The 23,193-nt window shown below is 60.8% G+C and carries 32 protein-coding genes; 2 read left to right on the forward strand and 30 right to left on the reverse strand.

Features of this window, described 5'->3' with window-relative positions; translation table 11 throughout:
* Positions 1–12: 12 nt before the first annotated feature.
* On the reverse strand, positions 13–786 hold the full coding sequence (locus ACERK3_02185; GenBank protein MFA9477094.1) for a hypothetical protein: 774 nt from the start codon (positions 784–786) through the stop codon (positions 13–15).
* Positions 787–961: 175 nt separating this feature from the next.
* Here ACERK3_02185 and ACERK3_02190 point away from each other — a divergent pair, with 175 nt between their 5' ends.
* Positions 962–1,453, forward strand: coding sequence for an NAD-binding protein (locus ACERK3_02190; protein MFA9477095.1), 492 nt, complete (start codon positions 962–964; stop codon positions 1,451–1,453).
* Positions 1,454–2,036: 583 nt separating this feature from the next.
* On the opposite strand, the gene ACERK3_02195 is transcribed toward ACERK3_02190, so the two are convergent.
* From ACERK3_02195 to ACERK3_02325, 27 genes are all read right to left on the reverse strand, one after another.
* Positions 2,037–2,255, reverse strand: a complete 219-nt coding sequence (locus ACERK3_02195; protein ID MFA9477096.1) for a hypothetical protein — start codon at positions 2,253–2,255, stop codon at positions 2,037–2,039.
* On the reverse strand, positions 2,248–2,679 hold the full coding sequence (locus ACERK3_02200) for a hypothetical protein (GenBank protein ID MFA9477097.1): 432 nt from the start codon (positions 2,677–2,679) through the stop codon (positions 2,248–2,250). The genes ACERK3_02195 and ACERK3_02200 overlap by 8 nt, the downstream gene beginning before the upstream one ends.
* A 159-nt stretch (positions 2,680–2,838) precedes the next feature.
* Positions 2,839–3,135, reverse strand: coding sequence for a hypothetical protein (locus ACERK3_02205; GenBank protein MFA9477098.1), 297 nt, complete (start codon positions 3,133–3,135; stop codon positions 2,839–2,841).
* A complete protein-coding gene (locus tag ACERK3_02210; GenBank protein ID MFA9477099.1) occupies positions 3,132–3,881 on the reverse strand; it encodes a hypothetical protein in 750 nt (249 codons plus the stop codon). Before ACERK3_02210 ends, ACERK3_02205 begins: the two co-directional genes overlap by 4 nt.
* 254 nt (positions 3,882–4,135) lie before the next feature.
* Positions 4,136–5,104, reverse strand: coding sequence for a DUF5677 domain-containing protein (locus tag ACERK3_02215; protein ID MFA9477100.1), 969 nt, complete (start codon positions 5,102–5,104; stop codon positions 4,136–4,138).
* A gap of 28 nt (positions 5,105–5,132) precedes the next feature.
* On the reverse strand, positions 5,133–5,621 hold the full coding sequence (locus ACERK3_02220; protein ID MFA9477101.1) for a DUF4282 domain-containing protein: 489 nt from the start codon (positions 5,619–5,621) through the stop codon (positions 5,133–5,135).
* 247 nt (positions 5,622–5,868) lie between these two features.
* On the reverse strand, positions 5,869–6,882 hold the full coding sequence (locus ACERK3_02225) for a YncE family protein (protein ID MFA9477102.1): 1,014 nt from the start codon (positions 6,880–6,882) through the stop codon (positions 5,869–5,871).
* Positions 6,882–7,202 (reverse strand): hypothetical protein, encoded by a 321-nt coding sequence (locus tag ACERK3_02230; protein ID MFA9477103.1) that lies wholly within the window; start codon positions 7,200–7,202, stop codon positions 6,882–6,884. The genes ACERK3_02225 and ACERK3_02230 overlap by 1 nt, the downstream gene beginning before the upstream one ends.
* A 220-nt stretch (positions 7,203–7,422) precedes the next feature.
* Positions 7,423–7,569: a hypothetical protein gene (locus ACERK3_02235; protein ID MFA9477104.1), complete on the reverse strand. Its 147-nt coding sequence runs from the start codon at positions 7,567–7,569 to the stop codon at positions 7,423–7,425.
* A gap of 109 nt (positions 7,570–7,678) precedes the next feature.
* Entirely contained in the window at positions 7,679–7,981 is a 303-nt protein-coding gene (locus ACERK3_02240; GenBank protein MFA9477105.1) for a hypothetical protein, read from the reverse strand.
* A 5-nt stretch (positions 7,982–7,986) separates the two neighbouring features.
* Entirely contained in the window at positions 7,987–8,541 is a 555-nt protein-coding gene (locus tag ACERK3_02245) for a hypothetical protein (GenBank protein ID MFA9477106.1), read from the reverse strand.
* 31 nt (positions 8,542–8,572) lie between these two features.
* Positions 8,573–8,797, reverse strand: coding sequence for a hypothetical protein (locus ACERK3_02250; GenBank protein MFA9477107.1), 225 nt, complete (start codon positions 8,795–8,797; stop codon positions 8,573–8,575).
* A 236-nt stretch (positions 8,798–9,033) separates the two neighbouring features.
* On the reverse strand, positions 9,034–9,342 hold the full coding sequence (locus ACERK3_02255) for a hypothetical protein (GenBank protein ID MFA9477108.1): 309 nt from the start codon (positions 9,340–9,342) through the stop codon (positions 9,034–9,036).
* Complete coding sequence (locus ACERK3_02260; protein MFA9477109.1) at positions 9,339–9,815, reverse strand: hypothetical protein; 477 nt, start codon at positions 9,813–9,815, stop codon at positions 9,339–9,341. The genes ACERK3_02255 and ACERK3_02260 overlap by 4 nt, the downstream gene beginning before the upstream one ends.
* On the reverse strand, positions 9,812–10,168 hold the full coding sequence (locus ACERK3_02265; GenBank protein ID MFA9477110.1) for a P27 family phage terminase small subunit: 357 nt from the start codon (positions 10,166–10,168) through the stop codon (positions 9,812–9,814). The genes ACERK3_02260 and ACERK3_02265 overlap by 4 nt, the downstream gene beginning before the upstream one ends.
* 610 nt (positions 10,169–10,778) lie before the next feature.
* On the reverse strand, positions 10,779–12,314 hold the full coding sequence (locus ACERK3_02270; GenBank protein ID MFA9477111.1) for an AAA family ATPase: 1,536 nt from the start codon (positions 12,312–12,314) through the stop codon (positions 10,779–10,781).
* Positions 12,311–12,937, reverse strand: coding sequence for a hypothetical protein (locus ACERK3_02275; protein MFA9477112.1), 627 nt, complete (start codon positions 12,935–12,937; stop codon positions 12,311–12,313). The genes ACERK3_02270 and ACERK3_02275 overlap by 4 nt, the downstream gene beginning before the upstream one ends.
* On the reverse strand, positions 12,934–13,137 hold the full coding sequence (locus ACERK3_02280; GenBank protein MFA9477113.1) for a hypothetical protein: 204 nt from the start codon (positions 13,135–13,137) through the stop codon (positions 12,934–12,936). Before ACERK3_02280 ends, ACERK3_02275 begins: the two co-directional genes overlap by 4 nt.
* The gene (locus ACERK3_02285; protein MFA9477114.1) at positions 13,137–13,352 is read right to left on the reverse strand and encodes a hypothetical protein; all 216 of its coding nucleotides are present in this window, start codon (positions 13,350–13,352) and stop codon (positions 13,137–13,139) included. The genes ACERK3_02280 and ACERK3_02285 overlap by 1 nt, the downstream gene beginning before the upstream one ends.
* Positions 13,353–13,402: 50 nt before the next feature.
* Complete coding sequence (locus ACERK3_02290; protein MFA9477115.1) at positions 13,403–13,666, reverse strand: helix-turn-helix domain-containing protein; 264 nt, start codon at positions 13,664–13,666, stop codon at positions 13,403–13,405.
* On the reverse strand, positions 13,663–13,854 hold the full coding sequence (locus ACERK3_02295; protein ID MFA9477116.1) for a helix-turn-helix domain-containing protein: 192 nt from the start codon (positions 13,852–13,854) through the stop codon (positions 13,663–13,665). Before ACERK3_02295 ends, ACERK3_02290 begins: the two co-directional genes overlap by 4 nt.
* 38 nt (positions 13,855–13,892) lie before the next feature.
* On the reverse strand, positions 13,893–14,534 hold the full coding sequence (locus ACERK3_02300) for a hypothetical protein (protein MFA9477117.1): 642 nt from the start codon (positions 14,532–14,534) through the stop codon (positions 13,893–13,895).
* Between the two features lie 338 nt (positions 14,535–14,872).
* Positions 14,873–16,207, reverse strand: a complete 1,335-nt coding sequence (locus ACERK3_02305) for a tyrosine-type recombinase/integrase (GenBank protein ID MFA9477118.1) — start codon at positions 16,205–16,207, stop codon at positions 14,873–14,875.
* Between the two features lie 127 nt (positions 16,208–16,334).
* Positions 16,335–17,756: an ATP-dependent protease ATPase subunit HslU gene (hslU, locus tag ACERK3_02310; protein ID MFA9477119.1), complete on the reverse strand. Its 1,422-nt coding sequence runs from the start codon at positions 17,754–17,756 to the stop codon at positions 16,335–16,337.
* A 132-nt stretch (positions 17,757–17,888) separates the two neighbouring features.
* Positions 17,889–18,782, reverse strand: a complete 894-nt coding sequence (nadC, locus tag ACERK3_02315) for a carboxylating nicotinate-nucleotide diphosphorylase (GenBank protein MFA9477120.1) — start codon at positions 18,780–18,782, stop codon at positions 17,889–17,891.
* Complete coding sequence (locus tag ACERK3_02320) at positions 18,782–19,453, reverse strand: hypothetical protein (GenBank protein ID MFA9477121.1); 672 nt, start codon at positions 19,451–19,453, stop codon at positions 18,782–18,784. The genes nadC and ACERK3_02320 overlap by 1 nt, the downstream gene beginning before the upstream one ends.
* Before the next feature lie 76 nt (positions 19,454–19,529).
* Complete coding sequence (locus ACERK3_02325) at positions 19,530–20,333, reverse strand: sulfite exporter TauE/SafE family protein (GenBank protein ID MFA9477122.1); 804 nt, start codon at positions 20,331–20,333, stop codon at positions 19,530–19,532.
* A gap of 193 nt (positions 20,334–20,526) precedes the next feature.
* Here ACERK3_02325 and ACERK3_02330 point away from each other — a divergent pair, with 193 nt between their 5' ends.
* A complete protein-coding gene (locus ACERK3_02330; protein ID MFA9477123.1) occupies positions 20,527–20,859 on the forward strand; it encodes a hypothetical protein in 333 nt (110 codons plus the stop codon).
* Between the two features lie 30 nt (positions 20,860–20,889).
* Here ACERK3_02330 and ACERK3_02335 read toward each other — a convergent pair whose 3' ends face one another.
* Entirely contained in the window at positions 20,890–21,120 is a 231-nt protein-coding gene (locus ACERK3_02335; protein ID MFA9477124.1) for a hypothetical protein, read from the reverse strand.
* Between the two features lie 45 nt (positions 21,121–21,165).
* Positions 21,166–23,145: a biosynthetic arginine decarboxylase gene (gene speA / locus ACERK3_02340; GenBank protein MFA9477125.1), complete on the reverse strand. Its 1,980-nt coding sequence runs from the start codon at positions 23,143–23,145 to the stop codon at positions 21,166–21,168.
* Positions 23,146–23,193 lie beyond the last annotated feature (48 nt).

Here is a 23,193-nt window from a genome sequence, read left to right on the forward strand (position 1 = left end):
AGGTCGCAATATCTACCGCCTCCGTTCGTGAAAGAACGCGACCCCCGCCGCCAGCATGAACGCCGCGCCAATCAGCTCAAGCGTCTCCTCCACCAGCCAGTCCATCAGCCAGAACTCCAACGGCTGATGGTGGTCGTAACGAACGAGGTCGCCGCCGACCATTGCATGGATCCACGTTCCCGCTGCGATGTACCACTCGCCCACGTGACGCGAGGCTGAAAACGTAGACACCGTCGCATACGTCGCGAAGCCGATCAGCAGATACCAGCGCGTGTTTCGATAACCCCACATCGTCCGCCCGTATCGCAGCACTGCGTACACCGGCACGGCCGCGATCAAGAGAAAACAAACCCCTTCCGCCAACATGCTCACGAAGAATGAACCGCTGGCCGTGTGCGCCCACTGGCGAACCTGGTGACGTGGGTTGCCCGCGTCTTCAATGAGCATCACCGTCAGCGCGACGCTCATGATCAGCCAGAACCGCGCCGCCGCCCGCTCACTCGGGTCCGCTGCATGCCAGCACCGCCCCGCCAGCATCGCTGCCAGCACGCCAGCGATGCCCAGCGTCATCCACTGCAGCATCTCCGTCACGCCGCCTTCCATGAACAGGCGATGCCAGATCGTCGGGTCCTGCAACCCTGTCGCGATCAGTCGATCGCGCAACCCCGCGACGTTGCCCACATCCACCACGAAAAAAACGCCCCACGCCGCAGCGAGATACCCGCCCGCGAACAACAGCACATGCCAAGGCGACAGCCCCCGTTGTTCAACCTCAACGCTCATCATGCCACCTCGCCCAGAAACCCACGCTCGCCGCGACCCCGATTGTTGCCAATCGATCGTATCCGACGTGATAAACAAGTCGAGCCGGAGAAGAATGATCGCCCGGCCGAAAAATTGTTGTGGCAAAACCGCGCCGGATCGGATTCAATAAACTGGGCACATCGTGGGGAGGCAAGTCATGAACCAGTCGCACTCATCCCAGCCTGTCGGCGACGCATCCGCCGACAGCACGACAAGCCGGCCGATCGACCTGCCCGGCCGACGCGCCATCGTCGTCGGCTTCGGCGTCGTCGGCCGCATGACCGCCGAGCGACTTCGAAACGTCGGCGTCAACGTCACACTCATCGAACTCAACAGCACCACCACCCAACGTCAGGCCGACCTCGACCGCCAGGTGGTGCTCGGCGACGCCACCGATCCGAAAGTCCTCCAGCAGGCGGGCCTCAACGACGCCGACGCGCTCATCCTCACCCTCCCCGATGCCGACGACACCCTGCGCGCCTGCCGCGTCGCACGCCAGTTGAACCCCGACATCTTCATCGCTGTCCGCGTCAACTTCGTCAGCCAAGCCATGCTCGCAACCCAGGCCGGCGCCGATCAAACCATCATCGAAGAAGTCGTCACCGCCCAGGCCATGCAGCAAGCCGTCGTCAACCAGTTGACTCAGTGACATTGTGAACAAGTATCGATCGCCTGCGGACGCGCAGACGCTTAGAGCACGAACTTGCTCAAGCTACAACTGCACCCCACACCATCGCCTAGAAACGCAGAAAACCCCATAAAATACGGGGTTTGGCGCTCATCGCCGCAATGGGCGATATGCTCATAAATAACCGTTTTTTTTCTTTTGGGTTGTCGCGACAACCGCCGCCCCATCCCTACTGAATGTGCTTTGTCAAATCGTGATACTTCCGCGTAACTTCAAGCAGTTTTGTCGTGGGTAGATGGCCCCGCTTGTACAGACAGTCGCTCGGGTGCAAGCGCACAAACCAGTCGCACACAGCCGCGCACCGTTTGTTCAATCCCGTATACGGGTGCCGCCGCGAAAGCCATGGTACAGCCACGCACTGCGGGGGTAACGGGTTCGGCACCTTGCTGCTAATGACGATGCCGACAAACTCGCCATCAAGAATTAATTCGTCGTCAGATGTGAGGATGATGACCGGGTGGGGCGCGACGTTCCCTCGTGGGTCAGCAACAGGGGCTTCCACGATTGCGCCTTGGCGGAGATCTTCCTGTGACAGCCCCACCGGTTAGTCGTGGCCCTCGGTGTCATCTTCCGCCGGCCACCAACTAAAATCCGGCTTGGATTGGTCCGCAATCCTGAGCAGCCGGTCGTTTCGTGGCGTCAATTCACGAATCTCTGCCTCTACGTCCTCAAGACTCAGTTGGCGTACGGTCACCGCCGCATCCCACCGCTTGCCGGTTGAATGTGTTTCCGACGGGCTTTCATGTTCGAGCAGGTCAAGCATTCCCTTTATCCTCTTTCTTCACCTTGGGTTCTACTAGTTTCAGTAGAATCGGGCGATGGGCCAAGAGTTCGCCATTGGCGCTCACGGCAATCCAGTATTTCCCTGGCTTGGGGAACACCACACCACGCAATTCTATGTCGAAATCCGCAATTTGCAAAGGGTTGTCTAAAACGATCGGCCCCCGAATCTCTACAATCTGGACGCCCGACTCTTCGTGCTCCACCGTCAAGGCCACTTCGTTCTTTCCCCGGCCATTCGTGACGGTGAACACTACGCACATCTTAGGGTGACACGCCGGAAACGCGGTGGCACGTATTTCATTGAAGGCCCCCGCCATCACTAGGTTGTTCGTTCGAGCATCGCGATAAATCGCGTCGCAAACGACAATTGAGATACAAAGCGGGGTTTCTTGGGGCTTCTCCATACGCCCTCATTCTATCGGTGTTTTGGGGGTCGCCAAGCCAGCCGTGCGCGCACAAATCTTGATTTAGCCGCACCGCCCCTACTTTGACCAATCAAAGTAAACCGCCCCCTGCACCATCAGGCACAAGGGGCGGGTAGGGGGTCGGGTTGTCGGGGGGCGTCACGCTGCCGGCCTCGGTCGTGCGGTGTACGGCTCTTGACTGTGTTCCATCATCCACGCCGCTGCATCGTCCAGCGTCGCCCGCACGCCCGGCATGAACACCACGCCACGCCGACGCAGGCGAACGTACACGGCGAGCAGCGGGGCCACGTCCTGATCCGTGAGGCTCACGTCGCCGTCGTCTACGGCGTCCAACATGCTCACCCACTCGCACCACTCGGCAGACGCCAGTGCCTCGGCTGGGGCATCCTGCACGCCGTACAGCCACGGCTCAACCTGTTGTGGGGTCGTGGTCATGCTGCACCCCCGATTCGCTGCGCGTTCACCACGTCACGGTAGGATTCTTCCCAAAGCCCGACCTCGGGGTCACTGTCGCCGCCAGCCATCTCAATGATTTGATGCTCGCCCAATCGCTCCACGGCGTCTATCACCTGCTCTACGGTGATGCCAAGGTCTACGGCAATGTGTGACGCCTTGGCCGTGATGGGCAGGCAGGGCAGCAGGTGGAGCACGTTAAGGTCGACGCCGAGTTTCGCGGTGTCGTGGGCTTCCGGCTCGGGGATCGGCTCGTGGATCGGCTCGGGCTTCGCCTCCACCACGGGCGCGTACTTCACCACCGGCAACGGCTCTCCCCGATCAATGACGTAAACCTTACCCTGCCTCACCACGGGCACGCCGGCGGCGCGGATCGTCGCAAGGTCGCGGAAGAACTGGCGCTGGCTCAGCCCGTAGGCAAGCCGCGCCCCCCGCTGGTCGATACCTTCGTGATCCATGTCACGGCAGAAAGACAGCAGCCGCACGATGCGCCCGTGAACCGCTTGGCGGTGTTTGCCGGGGTCGGCGTCGGTGGTTCGCTTTAGCGTCGTCGGCATCGACTTGGGCCGTGCCGGTCGTCCACGCCCCCGATACGGACGCGGGGGCAACTCCGTCGCCTGCTCTGCCGGGGTGTGGTCGATGATGAACCGCTGCCAAGGTTCGGCCAGGTCCGGGTGTGGTGGACGATTGACGAAACGGTCTAAAAGAAGGTGCTCCACTGCTGACATAGCATGCGCTCCCTGCCGGTATCCGGCGTTGGGGGTGATGCGTGTGGAGCGCGCGCGAAAAAGTCCGGCGTTGCTGCCGGATGGCGATGCGTCGATGCGTTACTATCATGGGTGTCATCCACTGGCGCGCTCCAACGCGTTGGTGGTAGGGTCGGTAGGAAGCTCACTACTTCCTGCCGGCCCGACTTTTTTGATACGCCCCCCATCATGACCACCCGCCGTCATCCCGTCAACAGGCTGGCACGAAATCACAATCAACCCTGTTTCTCTTCCTTGAATCGCTCTTGGAACAGGTCGTAGATGTTTCCGTATGCCCGGCCTGTTTCTTTTCTTTCCTCGCTGCTTAACTCGATCCTGTATCGTTCGGCAATCTTGCCGAACAATCTCACCACGAAATGCCACGCAAACAACAGGCAGACGTCAGGTCGAAATAGCGGCCTTGGGGCAAGTGCGAACGCGCTTGAGTGAACAGAGGCTCCAAGGTCATGGGTTAACAGCAGGTACTCATCCTTGTATCCGACTGCTTCCGCAATTTCCTTAAGGGTGCCAATTTTATGCGCATACCAATTGTGGGGGCGAGCATTACTTCCGGGCTTACGGTAGGAATCAACGCGACGCTGGTACTCAGCTTGTATCCGTGGTTCTGCGTTAGCCCGCAAGGGGCTAGTGCTTAGTCGACGGCTAAAGGCAGATGCGTCGTCGTCTACGCGTTTGATTAGCTCGTACTTCTCGATCGCGGCGAAGCCCTCGTACAACTCGCCCCGAATCTCCATTTGGTCGGGGTCTGCAATGATGTAAAGCGCTTGAAGCATGGCGTCGTAGAGAATGCGCAATAGCGACGTGGCATCCACGTTCCATTCATGCTCTGCATAACGCCGTAGGGTTGTGAGTGTGTCAGCGGACATGAACACGCGATGAGTAAGGTGCTTGACCGCAACTGCCGCTTTGCCAGTAGGGGGGATATCGACAAATTTTTTGCCGATCGTAAGTGCAATGGATGAATATAGAGCCCATGTCATCAGATCCGAACGGTGATCGCCCCATGGAAGCTGTCGAGCCGGGCGCTTGTCGCCCACAATTTCATATCGTAGATCATCCAGCCTTGCCAATACTCCCGGCAACTCGTCTTCGGATCGTGACGGTAATGTGGTAATCAGGTAATCGCGTTCACCGACAAGCTGTTGCCGCTTCGTTGACGTGTTCTCTTTCTCATCATGCGTCATCGACGCCCCCTTGTTTTCTGCCCTAAGCCTATGCCGGTTCCACACGATCTACGTCAACGCCTTTCGCTGCACCCTTTTGCATCGCGTCGGTCTGGTCAGTCGCCTGTACCACCACCTCAGTTTCAAAACCGCTATCACGGTCGCGGCCCCGCACGATGAACTTGCCCGGCCGCTGCCTCGCGGGCGGTGGTGTAGGCGTTGGTAGCGGTGCTGGCGCGGGGTCGGGTGGTGTAGTTGGTCCTACCGCCATACCTCCCCATTGGTCCCGAATCTCCACAAGCGTTTCGTAAATGCGAAAGATGATAATGACGGCCTCGGCCCACAGTCGCAGAAACAGCGGGCCAACCACCGCCACAACTCCCCCCATTACAATGGGGTACGCTTCCTCGTTCATGATGCCAACGATGAACATGCCAACGCCGACAATGACCGCGATCGCTGATAGAACCCAAAACAGCGCCGTTACGATCTCCGTCGTAATCATGCGATCAAAACGCATCGCCTTGGTCAAGCTCATAATGTCCCCCTGTAAAGGTGCTGAAGTGTCCCGGTGCGGTGAGCCAGTTTATAGCAAAATGCCGGGTCTTGTCACCTCTTAGCCTCACGCACCCATGCCGACGCCCACCGCACTCCCTCGAAGGCGAGCAGGGCCAGCACAACGGCTAACGCGATGACGTTGACGATGGCGACGATCATGGCTTGAAGTCGGAGCAGGATGCACAGCAGCCCGGCACGCCCTCGGCCTTACGCTTGACGGTGCAGCGTCAGGATGCGTCCCATGACCATTGGTCGGAGTTATTCGCCATTCGCATCAGCAGGAAGCCGCCATGTGCGGCAAGCGCGATAGGGGGGTTGGTCCCGGACCCTGTCCGTGGCGTCTCCCAATCCCACGTGATGTCCAGAGACGAATTCAGCCGAACCACAGAAACTGGCTGCGACATGCTTGTGCGGAGGCCAGCGTATACGTCGCTACCGTCGCGGGCCAACTTCATTACGGACCCAGGCATAGACACTGAACCGATCTCGCTGCCGGAAGATGCGTTCAGTCGCAGGATGGAATTGTTCGATGACGAACCAACAAGCAATTCCCCTGATGGACCAAGCACTATGCCGTTGAGGTTACCGCTGAACGTTTCATTCCATGTGTCATTGCCCGATAGATCCAGTCGAATCACACGACTGGTCGAACTACTACTGTTAAGTACGTACACAGCACCTCCGGCATAGTGGACATATTCCACCGCCCCACCGCCGAAAGTGAAGTTATCCCCCACGTTCACAATGCCGCCTGAAAGGTTGTATTCTTCCAGTCGCGCGTTGCTCGTTCCGATCTTCCGAACCTGCCAAATGCGGCTTGAGGCGACATCGAAATAAGTCGATCCTGACGTTGATTCCTGAGGCGCATCCCACAACTTCAAGCCGTCCAAATCCCACGCACTGAGATGAAAGTCCGATCTCGAATATAGTCGATTGTCGTGATAGCGAATCAAGCCCCCGACGTCATCGTCTTCTTCGCTCCAGACGGTTGTAGCTTCGCCGCGTTCGTACCGCTGGATAAGATTCGGAAATGCTTTAGCGGTGTAGGGGTTCGATTCCTCGTCCAGCGCGCAATGAAACGCGCTTGCGCTGGCATCAGCCAGCGCCCACTGCACGCTTGCGCCGACCTTGATATAGAACAGGCGAGCCGAAAACGCGGGCTTTACCAAGACACCTCTCGCTCCGCCCGCGCTCATGCGAAACGCGCCGCCCGGTGACATGTGAAAGCGGTAGCGGCTCATCAATCATCGTCCTCTTCAAGACCCCACACGCGGCCGGTGGTGTTCGTGTCCATCCATCGCAGCGGAACTTGCTCTTCCCCTTCCTCGACTTCAACACGTCTCGCCATCGGCGTACGTGTGGCGAGTATTTCGCTCGCGTGCTTCCCACCGCCACCAGTGATGTAAGGGGGCTTGGTCACCCACGTTTCATCATCCTCGCCGCTGATTGCCACCTCAACCGTCTGTGCGTCCGTGGTGGACACGCTGTCCACGTCCTCGTAATAAGCCGCGTCGTGACGTAGCTCAGGGGGCTTGGCGACGTTTACCGGGTCGCCGGTCATATCTCCATCCTTGTCGATGCGACGACACACCAAATAATCATTTTCAATCCCCGTCACCCTGAACGCGACAAGGGGGGAGGGGCTAGGCGCTGTCCGATTCTTCCGCCTCGGCGTACGACTCAGATTAATCGGTTGCGATTCATAGCCAATGACCGTGCGGGAAATCCGCTCTACCGACCGCCGATTGAATACGTAAGGTTGCTCAGCCATGATGCCGCTTTCAGGTAATCGCTATGGTGCCGTACTTCGCCCCGATGCGCTCAAGCCGCCTCTCAATCGCCGCGATGCGTTGGGCTTGTGCCTGCACCAATCGGCGCAGTTGCTCGACCTCGCGGGCCTCGTCCGTCTTCGTGTCGTTTGCGTTCATCGACTATCACCTTTCAAAACCCTCGCCGCCGCGCTAACGACGGCAAAGGGGAGAACACCGAAACCCCCACCACCGCCGGCTTGCAATGGCAGGGGGATGAGCAACAGCGTCAAATACGTAGGTGCCGAGCGCGTCCGCCTTCGCACTCCTGATTGTGCCGCTTTCGCGCGGCTTCCAGCGTTGCGACGCTATTGCGGATGGTCTGCGCCCGGTCCAATAGCTTGCGGTCTTCCACTTGCTGATTGCGTCCGGCTCTGGTCGATGGGTAGCCGCGTGCCGCGCGAGCCTCGGCGTCGAGCAGGTCGGCCAGCAAACTACGCTGCCCGGCGCGGGCCTTGCCGAGAACCATGCGGCGACCACGCAGATAGCTGGTGGAGACAATGGCGCGTTTTGCAGTTGCATGTTCGATCATGTTGTTTACTCGCTGTGATACTCGCGGGCTTCGCGCAACCAGCGTTCGGCCTGCGATGGGTTGGTGCCGTCGCTGACGGCCCACGGGATCGTTTTGACGTGCAGCCGCGATACGCGAACACCGCCGCACTTGGCGTCTTCGATGAACCGCCGTTCCTGCTCGGCCAGCTTCGCCAGCGCTTCGACGTGCTCGGCCATCTGACGAACAAGCTCGCTGTATGCGGGCTTCGCGGCGTCAGCCAGCTCCACGCCGGCGTCACGCTTTGCCTTGTCGTATCGGGCTTCGGCCCGCTCGATGGCTTGCTCAACGATGCACTGCTCGCGCTCAAGACGTTGTGTTTCGCCCTGCACGTCGAGCACGCTGGTCATGGCCTCGGCGCTGTAGCCTTCACCGGCCAAGGTGTCGACGACGTGCTCTGGCGCGTCCCGCCCCTTTTGAATCGCGTCATTCAATGCTTGGTCGATTTCGCGTTTGCGGTCTTTCAGGGATCGCAGCGCCTCGCGGACCTGCTTGACCTCGGGGTGGGTGTCGATGTCGAATTGAATCTTTTGCTTGCTCATCGGTGTATCTCTCCGGTCGGGGTTGTGGCGGTCACGCGCCGCCGTGTTTTGATAGATGCCGGCGAACGATCGCCAGCGCTTCAGTATCGAATAGTGGCCGGTCGTCAATCACAAGGGACGGTTTCACCTGCTCGGATGTGAGCGCCCGCGTCACCGCCGCGTAATCGGCCCCCGTCATCTTGACGAGTCCAGCCACGCTCATTAGCTGGGTAGGTTGTGATTGCGTCGCGTTCATGTTTTCAAGAGTATCAAGCATGAAATACGGCTTTCCATATATGGACTAATCCGCGATGACCTTGAAAGAAACTTTGCATATCTCACATTTGCAATATCGCTCTATGCGTTCGCCGTGTCCGTCCGATCCGTCACGGGGGCGGGTCTTATAGACTTCGTGGCGAATTGATCCGCACTCAGGGCAACGCGCCGCCTCCACCATCACCACCGGCAACGGTTGACGCTTTCGTCGTTCAGGATGGCGCGGCGACACCATGATCACGCTTCGGCCCCCTTCGCCTGCCGTGCCGTCCACGACTTCACAATCATGGCCTGGTAATCCTCATCCGACATGCCCTCATCCAGCACGGCCACCGCCCACAACGGCGTACCGTCGCTCCGGGTCGGCGAGTCGGCGAGCATTTCGTCGCGCACGTCCTCCCACGTTTCGCGTACCTGCTCGATGTTCTGCCATCGGGTACGTCGAGGGTCGTAGAGCATCAGCCCGATTTGCAGGGCCAGCCGTTCATTGATGTTCAGGTCGGCAAGCGTGATCCGCCCGCGCCGTGTCTTTCGTATCGGTTTCATCGTGATTCCTCCATTGCGGCAATTGCCACCACCTCGTCAGCAGTCAACAGATCCAGACGAGACAGATATTCGACCTCGGTTTCATACACCGCATGGAAGTCGTCAAGGACGCATAGCGACGCCGGACGGCCGTAATACAGTCGGTACATGGCTTGCTTGTAATCGCCAGCAGCTTTCGGCTTCGACGCGATGTGCTCGATGTGCTCGATGCGTTCCGGGTTATCGAACGGGTGCGGGGGGCCATCAACACGCTGGCGACGCTCCGGGGCGTCATAGCGCCACCACGCCCACGGTCGCGTACCTGGGTGATCCGCGATCCACTCCGGCAGCAGGTCGTCGCGCAACACTTCCCACGCTCGCCGGCGTTCGGTGTCGCAGGGGAACTCGCCGAACCAGTCGCAGCCCGTGCGCAGGATGCGGACATGATGTTCGCCATAATCGCCCGTGTCGTTTCTTCGCTTCGGTCGGCTCATCGCTTTGCACTCCGGGGTTGGGCCACCACCGCCGGGCGTCGGCCGGGGGCGTCGGCGTCGGGTTCCTCATCCAGTAAGCCGATAAACTTCACCGCCTGCCGATACTGGTGCATGTAGTCCCGCTGCGCCTTCGCGCTGGGATGCTCCCGCACCTGCTCGAAGCGGTCGCGGACGGTCGGCCCGTCGTTCGCCACGATCTGCCGATGCTGCTCGGCCGCGTCCATCGCTTCGCACGCCTGACGCAGCAGGTGCAGGTGGGCCGGCTCAAGGTCGAAGTCCTGAACGATTCGCAGCCAGAAAGCTTTTGACTCGGGTTTCAGGTGCTTCGGGGGTTGTGGGGTCTTTTCTGCCATGTTCAAGTCTCCTGAGAATTGTTAATCTGCTCGAAATCGCTTCCGTGTACGCGAGCGGAAGCAGACGGTCTGCGGCAATCTCACCTGCCGTACTTATTTGCCCCCCCCTGGGGGTGCCCACTACCCCACCCTGCTCACTGCGTCCGCTGTGTGGCGTCCCATCTTCATCACCGATGCTGTGTTCGCCCGCCTCACGCTCAGGCTCACGCGGGCTTGTATCGCCTTGGCGTTGACCGTCGGTGTGTCCGGCATTTCGGACAGCCCATGCAGGTGCAGGTAGCTCATCCAGATTGACCGGCTCGCTCGCGTTCAGTGCCAACGCTTCACGAGCACACAGACGCCCGACGTGATGTTCGGCGTCGTCGTGGTCGACGTGTCCCTGCTCCACATCGGCGGCGGTCTGCTCGATGTCGCTCGCCAGCTTGTGCCAGCGCTGCACGGTGACGGTGCGGGTGGGTGGTTGTTTCGTCATGGCTTCATTGCCTTTGTCCGTGGTCGTGGTACGTGGTCGGTTGCTTCACCTTCACCCGGTCGCCCGCGCCGTGCCCTACGTGGTCGGGTGGTCGGTGCCCCCTATAAGGGGCACCACCCCCAACGTGGGGGCACGTGGTCACGTGGTCGGGTACGTGGTCGATGACTCGCCGACCACGCCCTTTTCGTCGTGCTGGGACAGTTGATATTCACGGGTCTTATTGCCTCTGACTTCCACGTCGTTGGCGATCAGTTGACCGTCGGCGTACAGCTTGCCGATCAGTCGTTCGGCTCGGTCACGGCTCAGCCCGGTGTGGTTGCGGATCGCCCTTGCGGTCAGCGGCCCTGTCTGTAACGCCTTCGTGATGGCGTCCAACCCTTCGGCGTCGCGCTTGTCCTGTTTTTCCTCGCTTTGTGACTTCCGGCCCTTGAGCGCTTGCGTGTCAAGATCGTGCGCCCGCTGCCATGTAGGGAACTCCCACCGCAAGCCGACCGGATCAACGGGGGCGAATGACCGAACAGCAGCTTCCAGCACGATGCAGCCGGGTTCCTCATGTGGGCGGAGCACAAGGTGCGAGTCTGCCGCCCGGCTCTGTGCTCCAGCGCCCGCCCCCACGTCCGTTACCGATTTCTCGCCCTGGTTGCCCTTAGATGAATGGTGAATCACCACCCACGCCGCCCGTGTTTGTGCCGCGTAGTGGTCCAGTTGGTTGTAGAGGCTCATCACATCGGCGTTGCTGTTCTCATTCATGCCGGGGGGAATGAAGCGATACCACGCGTCCGCGATGATGGCCGAGTAGTGCCCAGCCTCGATGCGGCCGATGTAGGGTTGCAGGCTGGCGATTGACACGCCCAGCCCTCGAAGCGAAAGCACGTCCAGCTTGTCGGCGTACTCTGTCGCCTCGATATGCTTCGCCTCGGCCACCTTCGGGATGCGGTGGGCGATGGTCGGCGGGTGTAGCTCGTTGTCGATGAGCAGCACCGGGCCGGCGTGACACTGAAACTCCGTCAACCACCATTGCCCGGTGATGATGGATAGGGCAAGGTCGTATGCCAGCCACGACTTGCCGACTTTGGGTGAAGCGATAATGTTGCAGGTTTCCCCACGTCGCAGTAGTCCCTCGATTACGGGTGGGTTCAGCTTCGGGTTTTGCTGGCGAAGGGTGCCGAACGCTACTACCTCGACGGGCGGGGTATCGTCGGGCGCGTCTGCCATCTTCGGAACATCCGATGATGCGCTTCGCCGACTCGTACCTCGCATGTCGTTGCCGACGATCTTCGCCTCTCTCGGCGTTCCGTTTCTCCCGGCCGAGTTGACCTTATCGACGATCTCCGTATCCGTCAGCGGTTCGGGGTTGCGAGCGTTCCAGTCCCGCATCAGCCGGAGCGCGTCTTCGTGGTGCAGCGTTTCGCCGTTTTCATTGACGAACGCGAGAATATGCCCAGCCAAGCGGAACGCGCCGTTATCGCGGTCGCCGGTGATCTTCGGCTCGGCGTTGGCAACGTACCGCTCTGCTGCTGCGAGTAGCTTGGCGTAGGTGTCGCCGTTGCTGGCGACGGTGCGGATTGCTGGCGCATCTGTAAGATTCTTACAGTTGGGTTCCTTGAGGCCGACGCCCATGTGCTCGCGCATGATCTTGTCGATTTCAGCTTGTCGGTTGGGGATCGTCTTCATCGGTCCACCTCCATTCCGGTCGTGGCGAACCATCGCCCCTTGTGGTAGACCTCAAGCATTCCGCCCCACATCGCGCGGGATTTTGTGCCGGTCGTGGTCAATGCCAACGCGCCTTTAACCCACACCTTTACGCCAGTCTGAGAAGGTGATATTTCCGCGTATCCATCCAATGAGTTGATAAGCGCCATGGCGTCAGGGTGAATCACATCACCACTGACACAATCGTCTAGGTCAAAACCGACGAACGGGTCATCATCACTGAAGACGTAGCCCATGCCGGTGAACTGGTCGTCGTCGCCTTGCTTGTCTAGGAACTGCTGCAACGCCTGGTCGAACGTGCCCCACGTCGACGGGTCGTTCACCTTGGCACGGCCGCGTCGGGTTGGTGAGTAGGGAATCTTGGTTCCGCGTTCGCTTCGCCACGTCACCCACTGCGGACGATTGACAAGCTCGTCGGGCAAGTTGATGAGGCGCTCGGGCAGGGCATCGGTGGGGGTGATCGGCTCGCGGCATGTTTCGGCCGACAACTGGTTTTGCGGCAATGACTTAGTGGTGATCGCCGACGGTGATTCTGAGGGTAATTCATTGACAGGCAATGGGTTGGTGGTGGTGACCGGCGTCATGCTCCCCCCCCTTCCACGTCCGTCAGCGACGGCACGGGCGACGGCCACCCGCGTGCATCCGTCCAGCGTTCGACCTCATCACGCCATCGCTTCATCTGCTCCGGCGTCGCGCCCGCGTTGATGTGTCGTCGCGTTTCGTCAATGCCGGTGAGCACACCCGCGCGGTATCCGATCTGTCGGCGGTCGGTGTCGCCTTCCATCACCGGCCCCCTTTCAGCAGGGATTCGGCGACGAACACGGGCCGGCCGTTCGGCGAGCGCCAGTAGGTGAACTTGCGCGGCCCATCGCTCAGGGTCAGGCGGTTTTCGTTGGTCATCACATTGAAGTAATGGCCGTCGTGTGCGCCGCCTTGAATTTCGATCTGCTCCCAGCCCTCGGGCGGGGTCTTGTCTTTCTCTGTGTTTCGTGTGATCATGTGTTTGCTCTTTCGATTCGCCCCGTCTGACCACGGGGCTTTTTTTATGTTCAGACGTACTGCGGCACTGCCCGCTGTCGACGTCGGCGCGGAGTAGTGCGTTGGGTTGCGTTCGTGGTGAGACTGGATCGACGGCGCTCGAAGCGTTCGATGGCTTCGCTCGATATGCGCCATCGGGGGCGACCGATGCCGGGGCGGGTGGAAACGTCGATGGCCTCAAGCTGTCCGTCGCCAATCCACGCCAAAACCTTGGAGACATTGCAGCCGAGCAACTTGGCGTAGGCCGGCGGCGATAGATAGCGGGCGGTGGTCATCTCGCCACCTCCTGCTCCGCTGCCCGCTGGAGTAGCGCGCGCTCGACGGCCACACCGTTGAAACGGATTCGCCGTCCAATCTTGATGTGCGGTATCCGCCCGTCCCGCGCCTCGTCACGCAGCCACTTGGCGGGGATGCCAAGGTCTCGGGCCACCTCTTTTGCGGTCTGTAGCGACTGCCTTTCCATGTGTGCTATTGGAAAGGCAGTCGCGGGGCGGGTCTGGTCTATTTCGCGGGATTATCGGGGGATTCTGGTGGGACCAGCGAATAATGCGTGCCGTCTTTAGCAATCATGGTCCCTAGTGCTGGGTGCGTGACCTTCTTCCCGTTGACGGTGTTGCGGAAGGTCTTAGATATGCGAAACTCATCGCCCCCATCGACTTTTGATCCGATGCGTACCTCTGATATTTGCGGAGTGCCGTTGTCGTAGCGTTCTTTTAGCGCCGCCACCACCTTCGCCTGCATCGGTGTAAAGGTGAACGTGTGATCTCCCCATCGGACCACGTCGCACTCGTCCGAAAACGTCCACACCGGTTTACCGGATTCAGATTCGGTCTGCTGCGATGGCTCGGGCGTCGTCTGGTTGCGATCTCCAATCTTCGCGTTAACCATCCACGCCAGGCTGCGCAGGTAATCCGCTGTTTCCTCGGCGTAATCCATTACATCATTGAACTGCTCGCGGATGTCTTCCCCGTAGCGGTCCACCAACTCTACGTGACACCCTCGCTCGATCAGGTCGCGGCATCGTTCGTATGATTCGGGACTATTCGCAGCAGCCCGTGCCGCGTCTTCCCACGCTCGCAGCCTGTCCCGAGCTTCTGCTGTCCGGTTCTCAAACTCTGCTGCCGTCGCGCCGTTGATGAACATTTGAAGCCATCGCCGGGCCTGCTCCCGTCTCCCCGCTGGCACACGTCGATCAGGTCCACGGTATTGATCGGCCAGCCACCCGCTCGGGCGCTGCGTTGCCGATCCAGCTAAGCGGTCGGGTAGGTCTTTCGTCAGCGTGTGAGCCGAAAGATTCGCCAGTGCCTCGGCGATTGGTTTAATGGCGTCCCTGCACGGATGCCACGGCTGCCGGTTGCTGTTTGACATGATTGCACCTTTCATTGTCGGGCCGGTCGGCCAGCCGCAACGCGAAGGTGCAACGCGTCACGGCCGGCCAGCCGTTCACCGGGGGATCAATCCCGGTGCCCGATGGTTACATTTTACTTCGCGGTCGCCTTCGCGCCACGCTTCGCTTTGCCCTTGGATCGCGTCTGCCGCGTCTTCGCTTGCTTCCCGCCCTTGGCGTCGGCCTCGCCCTTGCTCGTCTTCGTGGTGGCGTCAGCGTCGGGGTACAGCCATTGGCGGACGTACTCGACTACCACGCGCAGGTCCGCAAGCTCCACATCCTCTAGGTAGTGCTCGATCATGCCCGCCCCAGCGTGCCCCATGATGGCGCTTACCGCGTCGTAGTCTTTCGTGCGTCGCCCCACGGTGTAGAACGTGTGCCGCAGCCATGAGAAGCCGCAGCCCTCGGGCCGTTCAATCTTCGCCTTCGTGAACAGCTTGCGGAACTCCTGCCCGACGTAATCTCCGTGCGTCACGCTCTTGATGCCGCCGTTGTCGTCGTGGTTGGCGCTTTCGGATTTCACCCACAGATAACCCCGGCGGGTGATGAACACGCGGTCGGCGTGTGCCTCATCACGCGGGGCCGGGCGTGTCGCCATCGCTTCGCGGATCGCGTCCACGGTGACAGTCCACAGCGGGGCCACGCGGTCTACCTCGGTTTTGAATCGGGCCATCATCACCACGCCCCGGTCTAGGTCAATGTCGCCGTGCCGTAGGTCGGCGCAGTCCACCGCATAGAAGCCGGCGTTAATGCCGAGCAGGATCATTGCCCGCATCTGCGGCGACGCCTCGGCGAGTAGGGCGCGGACCATCGGCCCGTCGAGTAGCTTTTTCCCCTTCTCCCGCCGGCTGCGACGTACCGCACGTTTCAACCCACGGGCGCGGAAGTCGTCACCGAACCGGGGGGCCTGCTCGATATGCCCCTGGTCGTATGCCCATGTGAACACTGACCGAATGGCGTTGATGTGGTTCGCCATCGTGGTTGTGACCATCGACGCGCTCAAGTGCTCTTTCACCACCGCGAAGTCTTGCGGGGTCAGCTTGTCCGCTGCCTTGTTCCGCCCCAGCGCCTCGGCCACGGCTCGGCCAGCACGCTGATACCGTCGCCACATCGTCGGCCCCATCGCCCGGTCCCGGTTGTGGTCGGTGTCGCTGCGCGATGGGCGAACGTCGGGGCGTCGATAGGCAAGGTAGCGGTTGAAGCAATCCGCCACGGTCGTAACGCCGGTGGGCGAAGTCTCGACGGGTAGGCCGGCGTGCAGCCTGCTCGCGTTTTCTAGGTAGCGGTCGCGTGCGCCGTCCGGGTCATTCCACGGGCCGAAATAGTGCAACCGCTGGCGAATCTTCTTACACCATTGGCCGTTGCGGTGGGCGGTCATCTTCACCGTGTCGCTATGCGGCCACTTCGGTTTACTCGCCTGCTTCGCCATCGTGATACCTCCCTTGGGCCGCCACTAGATTAGAACGATTCTAAACTAGATAGCTGCCGGTTGTCGTGAACGGTTGTCGTCACGTCAAACGGTATCACAATATGCCGTAAAAAGCTAGGTTCTAGAACTACAAAACAAACTTGCTCAAATCCTTGTCCTTTACGATCGACGCCACCTGCTCGCGAACAAATTCCTCCGTCACCTTCAACTGCGAATCGCCCGCTTCCACCCGATCCGGCGCGTCGAAGTTCACCTGCTCGAAGACCTTCTCCACGATCGTCATCAACCGTCGAGCGCCGATGTTTTCCAGCGACGCATTCGCGTCCGCCGCCAGTTCCGCCATCGCTTCAATCGCGCCATCCTCGAACGTAACCGTCAGCCCTTCAACGCCAAGCAGCGCTTCCTGTTGGCGCGTGAGTGCGTTGCCAGGTTCGGTGAGAATCCGCACGAACTCCTCCTTGCCCAACGGCGAAAGCTCCACGCGAATCGGAAACCGCCCTTGTAACTCCGGCATCAGATCGCTCACCGCCGCGGAATGAAACGCGCCCGCCGCCACGAAAAGAATGTGATCCGTCTTCACCATGCCATGCCGGGTGTTCACCGTCGAACCTTCAACGATCGGCAGCAGGTCGCGTTGCACGCCCTGCCTCGAAACGTCAGGCGAACCACCACCACCCCCACCGCCTTTCCCGCCGCCGCTGCCCGATGCGACCTTGTCGATTTCATCGAGAAAAATGATCCCGCTCTGCTCGGTGCGCTCGATCGCCTCGGCGGTGATCTTTTCCGTATCCAGCAGCTTCTCCGTCTCTTCCTCGGCGAGCACGCGGCGGGCGTCCGTCACCTTCATCTTCCGGCGCTTGCTCTGCTCGGGCATCATCTTCTCCAGCATGCCCGCCATGTCCGGGTCCATCTGGTCCAGGCCCATGTTCGCGAACATCATGCCCGTGTTCGGCTTCCGCTGAATGACAATCTCCACCTCCCGATCATCAAGCTTCCCCGCGTCAAGCTGCTCGCGCAGCCGCTCGCGAATGCGCTCCCGCCGCTCCTGCGAAGCCTCTGGCGGAACATAGCCCGAGGAACTCTCGCCGCCATCGGAATTGCTCACCGTCGCCCGCGAGCGAAACGTCGGCTCCGAGCCGGGCAACAACAGATCGATCAGCCGATCGTTCGCCGCCTCCGTCGCCCGTTCGGTCACCTTTTCCGCCTGCTCCGCGCGAACCATCGAGATCGCCTGCTCCAGAAGGTCGCGAATCATCGACTCCACGTCCCGGCCGTGGTAGCCGACTTCGGTAAACTTGCTCGCTTCAATCTTGATAAACGGCGCGGACGCAAGCTTCGCCAGTCGGCGGGCGATCTCCGTCTTACCCACGCCCGTGGGCCCGATCATGATGATGTTCTTGGGATATACCTCGCGCGCGATCTCGCCTTCAAGCCGACGACGACGCCAGCGGTTGCGAATCGCCACCGCCACGGCCCGCTTCGCATCGGCCTGGCCAATAATGTAACGATCCAACTCATCCACAATCTGTCGGGGGGTCATGTTCTCCATGGCTGTATCGTAGGGACTACGACCAGATCCAGCCAAGCGAGGTGCTCATCTGATGGGTTGACGACCTGCCAGTTGGATAATCTGACCTTTGGGGTGACACCGAGCGGCCACTCGCCCGCCCGCCCCACCGCTTCACATGTCCAACCCGAAATCCAGCGCCCGCACCGAATGCGTCAACCCGCCCACGGAAATACGGTCCACCCCCGTCGCGGCAATCGCGGCGGTCGCATCCAGCGTCACACCCCCACTCGCTTCCAGCAGCACGTCCACCCCCGCCGCATCGCGCATCGCCACCGCCTGCCGCAGTTGCTCCACCGACATGTTGTCCAACAGCACCATCTCTGCACCGCAAGGCAGCACATGCTCGAGTTGCTCAAGCGTATCCACCTCCACCTCGACGAACTTAAGATCAGCATACATCGCCCGCGCCCGCCCGATCGCATCGCGAAGCGTATCCGTCATTGCCTCAAGCGACACCCCAACAAGGTGATTATCCTTGATCAGCATCGCATCGTGCAGGCCCATGCGATGCGTCGCCCCCCCGCCACACGCCACCGCATATTTCTGCAACGATCGCAGGCCCGGCAGCGTCTTGCGTGTATCGCACACCCGCGCCTTCGTGCCCTTCGTCGCCGCGACATACGCAGCCGTATGCGTCGCGATGCCCGATAGATGCGACACGAAATTCAACGCCACCCGCTCCATCGCCAGCAGCGACCGCACCGGGCCGACAAACCGCGCGACTGTCTGCCCCGACACCACCGCCGCACCGTCGCGCGTCCCGCACGTTACTTCGATTCGCCCATCGTACGCCTTCGCCACCGCAGGCAGCACCGCCAACCCCGCCACCACACCCGCCTCGCGTGCAACCATCCGCGCGTCGCCCGACCGCTCCGCTGCGATCAACACCCGCGACGTCACATCCAACCCGTTGGGGCCAACGTCTTCCTCCCGCGCCCGCTGTACCAACCCCGCCACATCGTCCGCCGAGGCGAATCCGTCCAGCATCACATCGGTATCTATCATCAAGGCAGCCCTTTCGCATTCGCACACGCGAACGCCACACCATACCGCCGCCCGCCGAGCATCACAAAACGCACCCGATCGCCCGCCACCACCCCAGCGTCGGCAAACAGCGCCCGCCAACCACGCCATCGCACCCGTTGATCGCGGTACAACGTCGTCTGCACCACGTCCCCTCGGGGCAGCATCAACTCAAACGTGCCTTCACCGAAAAAACGTGAACGCCCCGCCACCGAAACATATCCGTTGCGCAGCGCCCCCGCCGTCAACGCCACCTCCAGCCACGGGCTCGCCTCGTCCGCCAGCACATGCCACGCCTTGTACGCCGACCGCCCATAGCTCGGCCCGACATCGCACGCCGCCACCTCACGCAACTCAACAAATGTCGCATATCGGCTCGCCCGCTTCGCCTGCCAGTACACATCATCCCCACACACCCGCGCGTCGAACCGCTCGCGCAGCCTCACCACCGCACTCGGCGTCAACGCCTCAAAAAACATCACCCGCCCCGCAACCGCCGTCGCCATGAACGGCCCGCCCGACGCCTTGATAAACAGCCGCTCCCCCGTCCGCACAACCCCATAAGGCTCAACCGCCGACTTCGTCAGCCGACTCTCCACCGTCTTCCGCCCCGCAAGCACCGCCCGCACATAAGGCCGCTGCAAAATCGCCACATGACACGCCATCAACACCCCCCCAACTCAAAACCAGAAACGAGAAACGAGATTCCAAAAACCCAAACCCCACCATTTACCCGTTCGCCGCCTCCCACAACATGTTCCCCGCCGCCAGCGCCGCCCCCACATACATCACCACCACAAACGGCCGCTCCGGTATCCGCTTGTACATCCATATCCCGATCACCACCCCCACCGGGATCATCGGCACGAACCACAACCCCTCAAGCAGTGTCGCCGGGTTGATCAACCCCAACCAGACAAACGTCGGCAGCTTCGCCACGTTTGTGATCATGAAAAACAGCACCATCGTCCCCACCAACGCCGCTTTCGCCATCCGCTGCTCTAACAGATAAATCGACACGATCGGCCCCGCCGAGTGTGACAACGTCGAGGTCAACCCCGCCGCTAACCCCGTCCCCCGTCCGCCCCAAGGCCCCGGCGGAATCCGCGGCACCGCGCCGCCCACCATGCGATAACACTGCAGCACCACAAACACCAGGCACAGCGACCCCACCAACAAATTCAGCCAGAACGTCAACGTCCCCCGCTCCGACAACTCCCACAGCACCGCCGAGCCGAGCACAATACCCGCCATCGCTCCGACCAGCAGCCAGTTCATATGTCGCCGAGACTGTTTGCGAAAATGCGTCCCCACCGCGAACACGTCCGCCACAATCAACAACGGCAACATCACCCCCACTGCCCGGTCCGCCGGCACGACGTTCGCCACCAACGGCAGCGCCACAATCCCCACACCACCGCCGAAGCCCGCCTTCGAGATGCCCACCAGCAGCACCGCCAGGCACATGGCCGTGACATACCACCACACCGGCGTGCCATCGGGTATCACAGGCAGCGGAAGCAGGTCGAACATGCCCGCCAGTGTAGTAACGCGGCGTCTGCCCTGCCCGCCCGACCTTGCCGACTGATCACACTTCCGGATACGCTTGCAGGCACGAGATGGCCAACAACCCGCATGACAATCCACCGCCTCCCAACCACCTTCACCCCTCAGCCGTCATCGCCCGCGGACGATTCGAGTTCAAACGTAAACTGATCGCACGCGCATGATCGTACGCCACACCCAACCCGGCCCCGAAACACACGGCCTCACGCCCGGCCGACTCTACGCAGTCATCGGCATTGAAGCCGACGATTACCGCATCCTCAACGACTTCGGCGAACCCACGCTCTTCCCGCCCGACGTTTTCGAACTCGTCGACACCCGCGAGCCTGCCGACTGGATCACCACCACAGGCGACGACGACGAACGCTACGCCTACCCCCCACCGCTGAACCGTCCCGGCTTCTTCGAAGGTTATTTCGACCGCGACCCCGCCACCGTCGCCGCCTTCTGGCAACGCGTCAACGACCAGTTGAACACCGCTGCGGCAGGGTGAGGAACATCGTTGGGTGCCTCGACACCGAATTCAACGAGCACCAAGCAAATATGCAATCCAACCCACCGTGCCGCCGAATATGCCGCCAACCAAACCGCTCGCAATTCCAACGAGAGCAATCTCAAAAATACCACTGACAACGTCACCAGTGGAGAAGGTTGGCTCCAAGGCCATAACCATCAAAACCACATAGGCGCTTATTGCGGCGACTCCAAGCACACAACCAGTGACTGCACCTGCAATAGCCCCTCGCCTAATCATGATTGGGTCCTCGCCAGCATAATGCACCAGCCTATATGATCTCGCTCACGTCAGGTACGTATACCCCTGCAATCCATCTTCATAAAACCGCCGCAGCACGCGCGACTCTTCCAGCGTCAGCTTCTTCTGGCGCAGCGCCTGCTCGACCGACTTGCGGAAGTTCCGTCGCAGGTCTTCCGTGTCGAACTGCACGTATCGCAACACTTCCGTGACGGTGTCGCCTTCGACGATTTCCTCGATTTCGACTTCGCCCTGTTCGTCGATGCTCACGTGCACCGCGTTCGTGTCGCCGAGCAGGTTGTGCAGGTCGCCGAGGATTTCCTGGTATGCACCGACGAGAAACGTCGCCAGATAATAGTCATCGCCCTGCGAGTACGGGTGCAGTTCCAGGACAGGCTTGACGTCCTGCTCGCCGATAAACTGGTCGATCTTGCCATCGCTGTCGCAGGTGATGTCCGCGATGATGCCCTGGCAGGTCGGCTCCTGCTCCAGCCGATGGATTGGCATGATGGGAAACAACTGGTCAATCGCCCACGCGTCCGGCATCGACTGGAAAATTGAATAGTTGCAGAAGTACGTATCGCTCAGCCCGGCTTCCAGGCCTTCAAACTCCTCCGGCACGTAAGGCAGTGTGCGGACGATCGCAAGCACCTTCGAACACACTCCGTAATACAGCCGCTCCGCCAGGCCGCGCAGCTCCAGCGTGCAGTAGCCGAGGTTAAATAGATGCAACACTTCGTCGCGTGCGAGCTGCGCATCGTGGTAATACTCGTGCAGGTTCTTTTCGCTGATCTCGTGGAAGCAGTCGAAAAGCATCTGGATCGCCTTAGGCAGCTTCGCTCGTTCGTCATCACTCGGACGGTCCGGCAACTCAAACTTGTCAAAGCCAGACCAGCCGAGCACGTTGAACACCAGCACACTGTGGTAAGCGACCATCGCCCTGCCCGATTCGCTGATCACCGTCGGATGCGGCACGCCCGCCGCGTCGCAGGTTTCCTTCACGTGATAGATCACATCGTTGGCATACTCCTGCAACGAGTAGTTGATGCTGCTGGCGAAGTTGGTCTTGCTCCCATCATAGTCCACCCCAAGCCCGCCGCCGACGTCGACGTACTGCAACCCCGCGCCCATGCGATGGATCTCAACATAAACGCGCATCAGCTCGATGATCGCGCTTTTGATGTTGCGGATATTGTTGATCTGACTGCCCAGGTGGAAATGCACCAGGTTGAGGCAGTCGAGCATGTTTTCGCTGCGCAGGTAGTCCACCGCTTCGACCACTTCGCTGACGAACAGGCCGAACTTCGACCGCGGCCCGCCGGACTGTTCCCATCGCCCCGCACCGCGGGCCGACAGCTTGACGCGGATGCCGATCTTCGGCTTCACGTTATGCAGCTTCGCATAACGCACGATCAGCTTCAGCTCGGAATACTTCTCAACCACCGGGATGATGTTCTTGCCGATCTTCGTCGCGAGGATGACCGCTTCGATAAACTGCGCGTCTTTGAAACCATTGCAGACAATCGGCGTCTCGTCGTCCTGCACCATCGCCATCACCGCGAGCAGTTCCGGCTTCGAGCCGGCCTCCAGCCCGAAGCCGTGCGCTTGCCCGAACGCCTGAATCTCTTCGACGACGTGGCGTTGCTGGTTGACCTTGATCGGGTAGACGCAGCGGTAGCCGCCTTGGTACTCGTTCTCGGTGATCGCCGTCTTGAACACCTCGGCAAGCTCGGCCAGTCGATGGCTGAGGATATCGCTGAACCGGATCAACAGCGGCGGCTGAACATCGCGCTTGCGCAAGTCATCGACAAGCTGTTTCAGGTCCACCTCGCGCTCGGCCCGCTTGTCGGGGCGGACGACGACGTGGCCTTTCTCGTTAATCGAAAAATAGCCTTGCCCCCACTGGTGAATGCCGTACAACTCGCCGGCCGCGTCCAACGACCAGCCTGCGGGTGCGGCGATCGGCGCGTCAGTCAGTTTGTCGGCAGCAGCGCGGTCTTCGGTGGCGGAACGCTTATTCGGCATGGCGATCGATTCCCTCCAGGTATGGCGGGGCGGGCGGGTCAAACAATG

The sequence above is a fragment of the Phycisphaerales bacterium AB-hyl4 genome (assembly GCA_041821185.1).
Taxonomy (GTDB): Bacteria; Planctomycetota; Phycisphaerae; order Phycisphaerales; family Phycisphaeraceae; genus Natronomicrosphaera; species Natronomicrosphaera hydrolytica.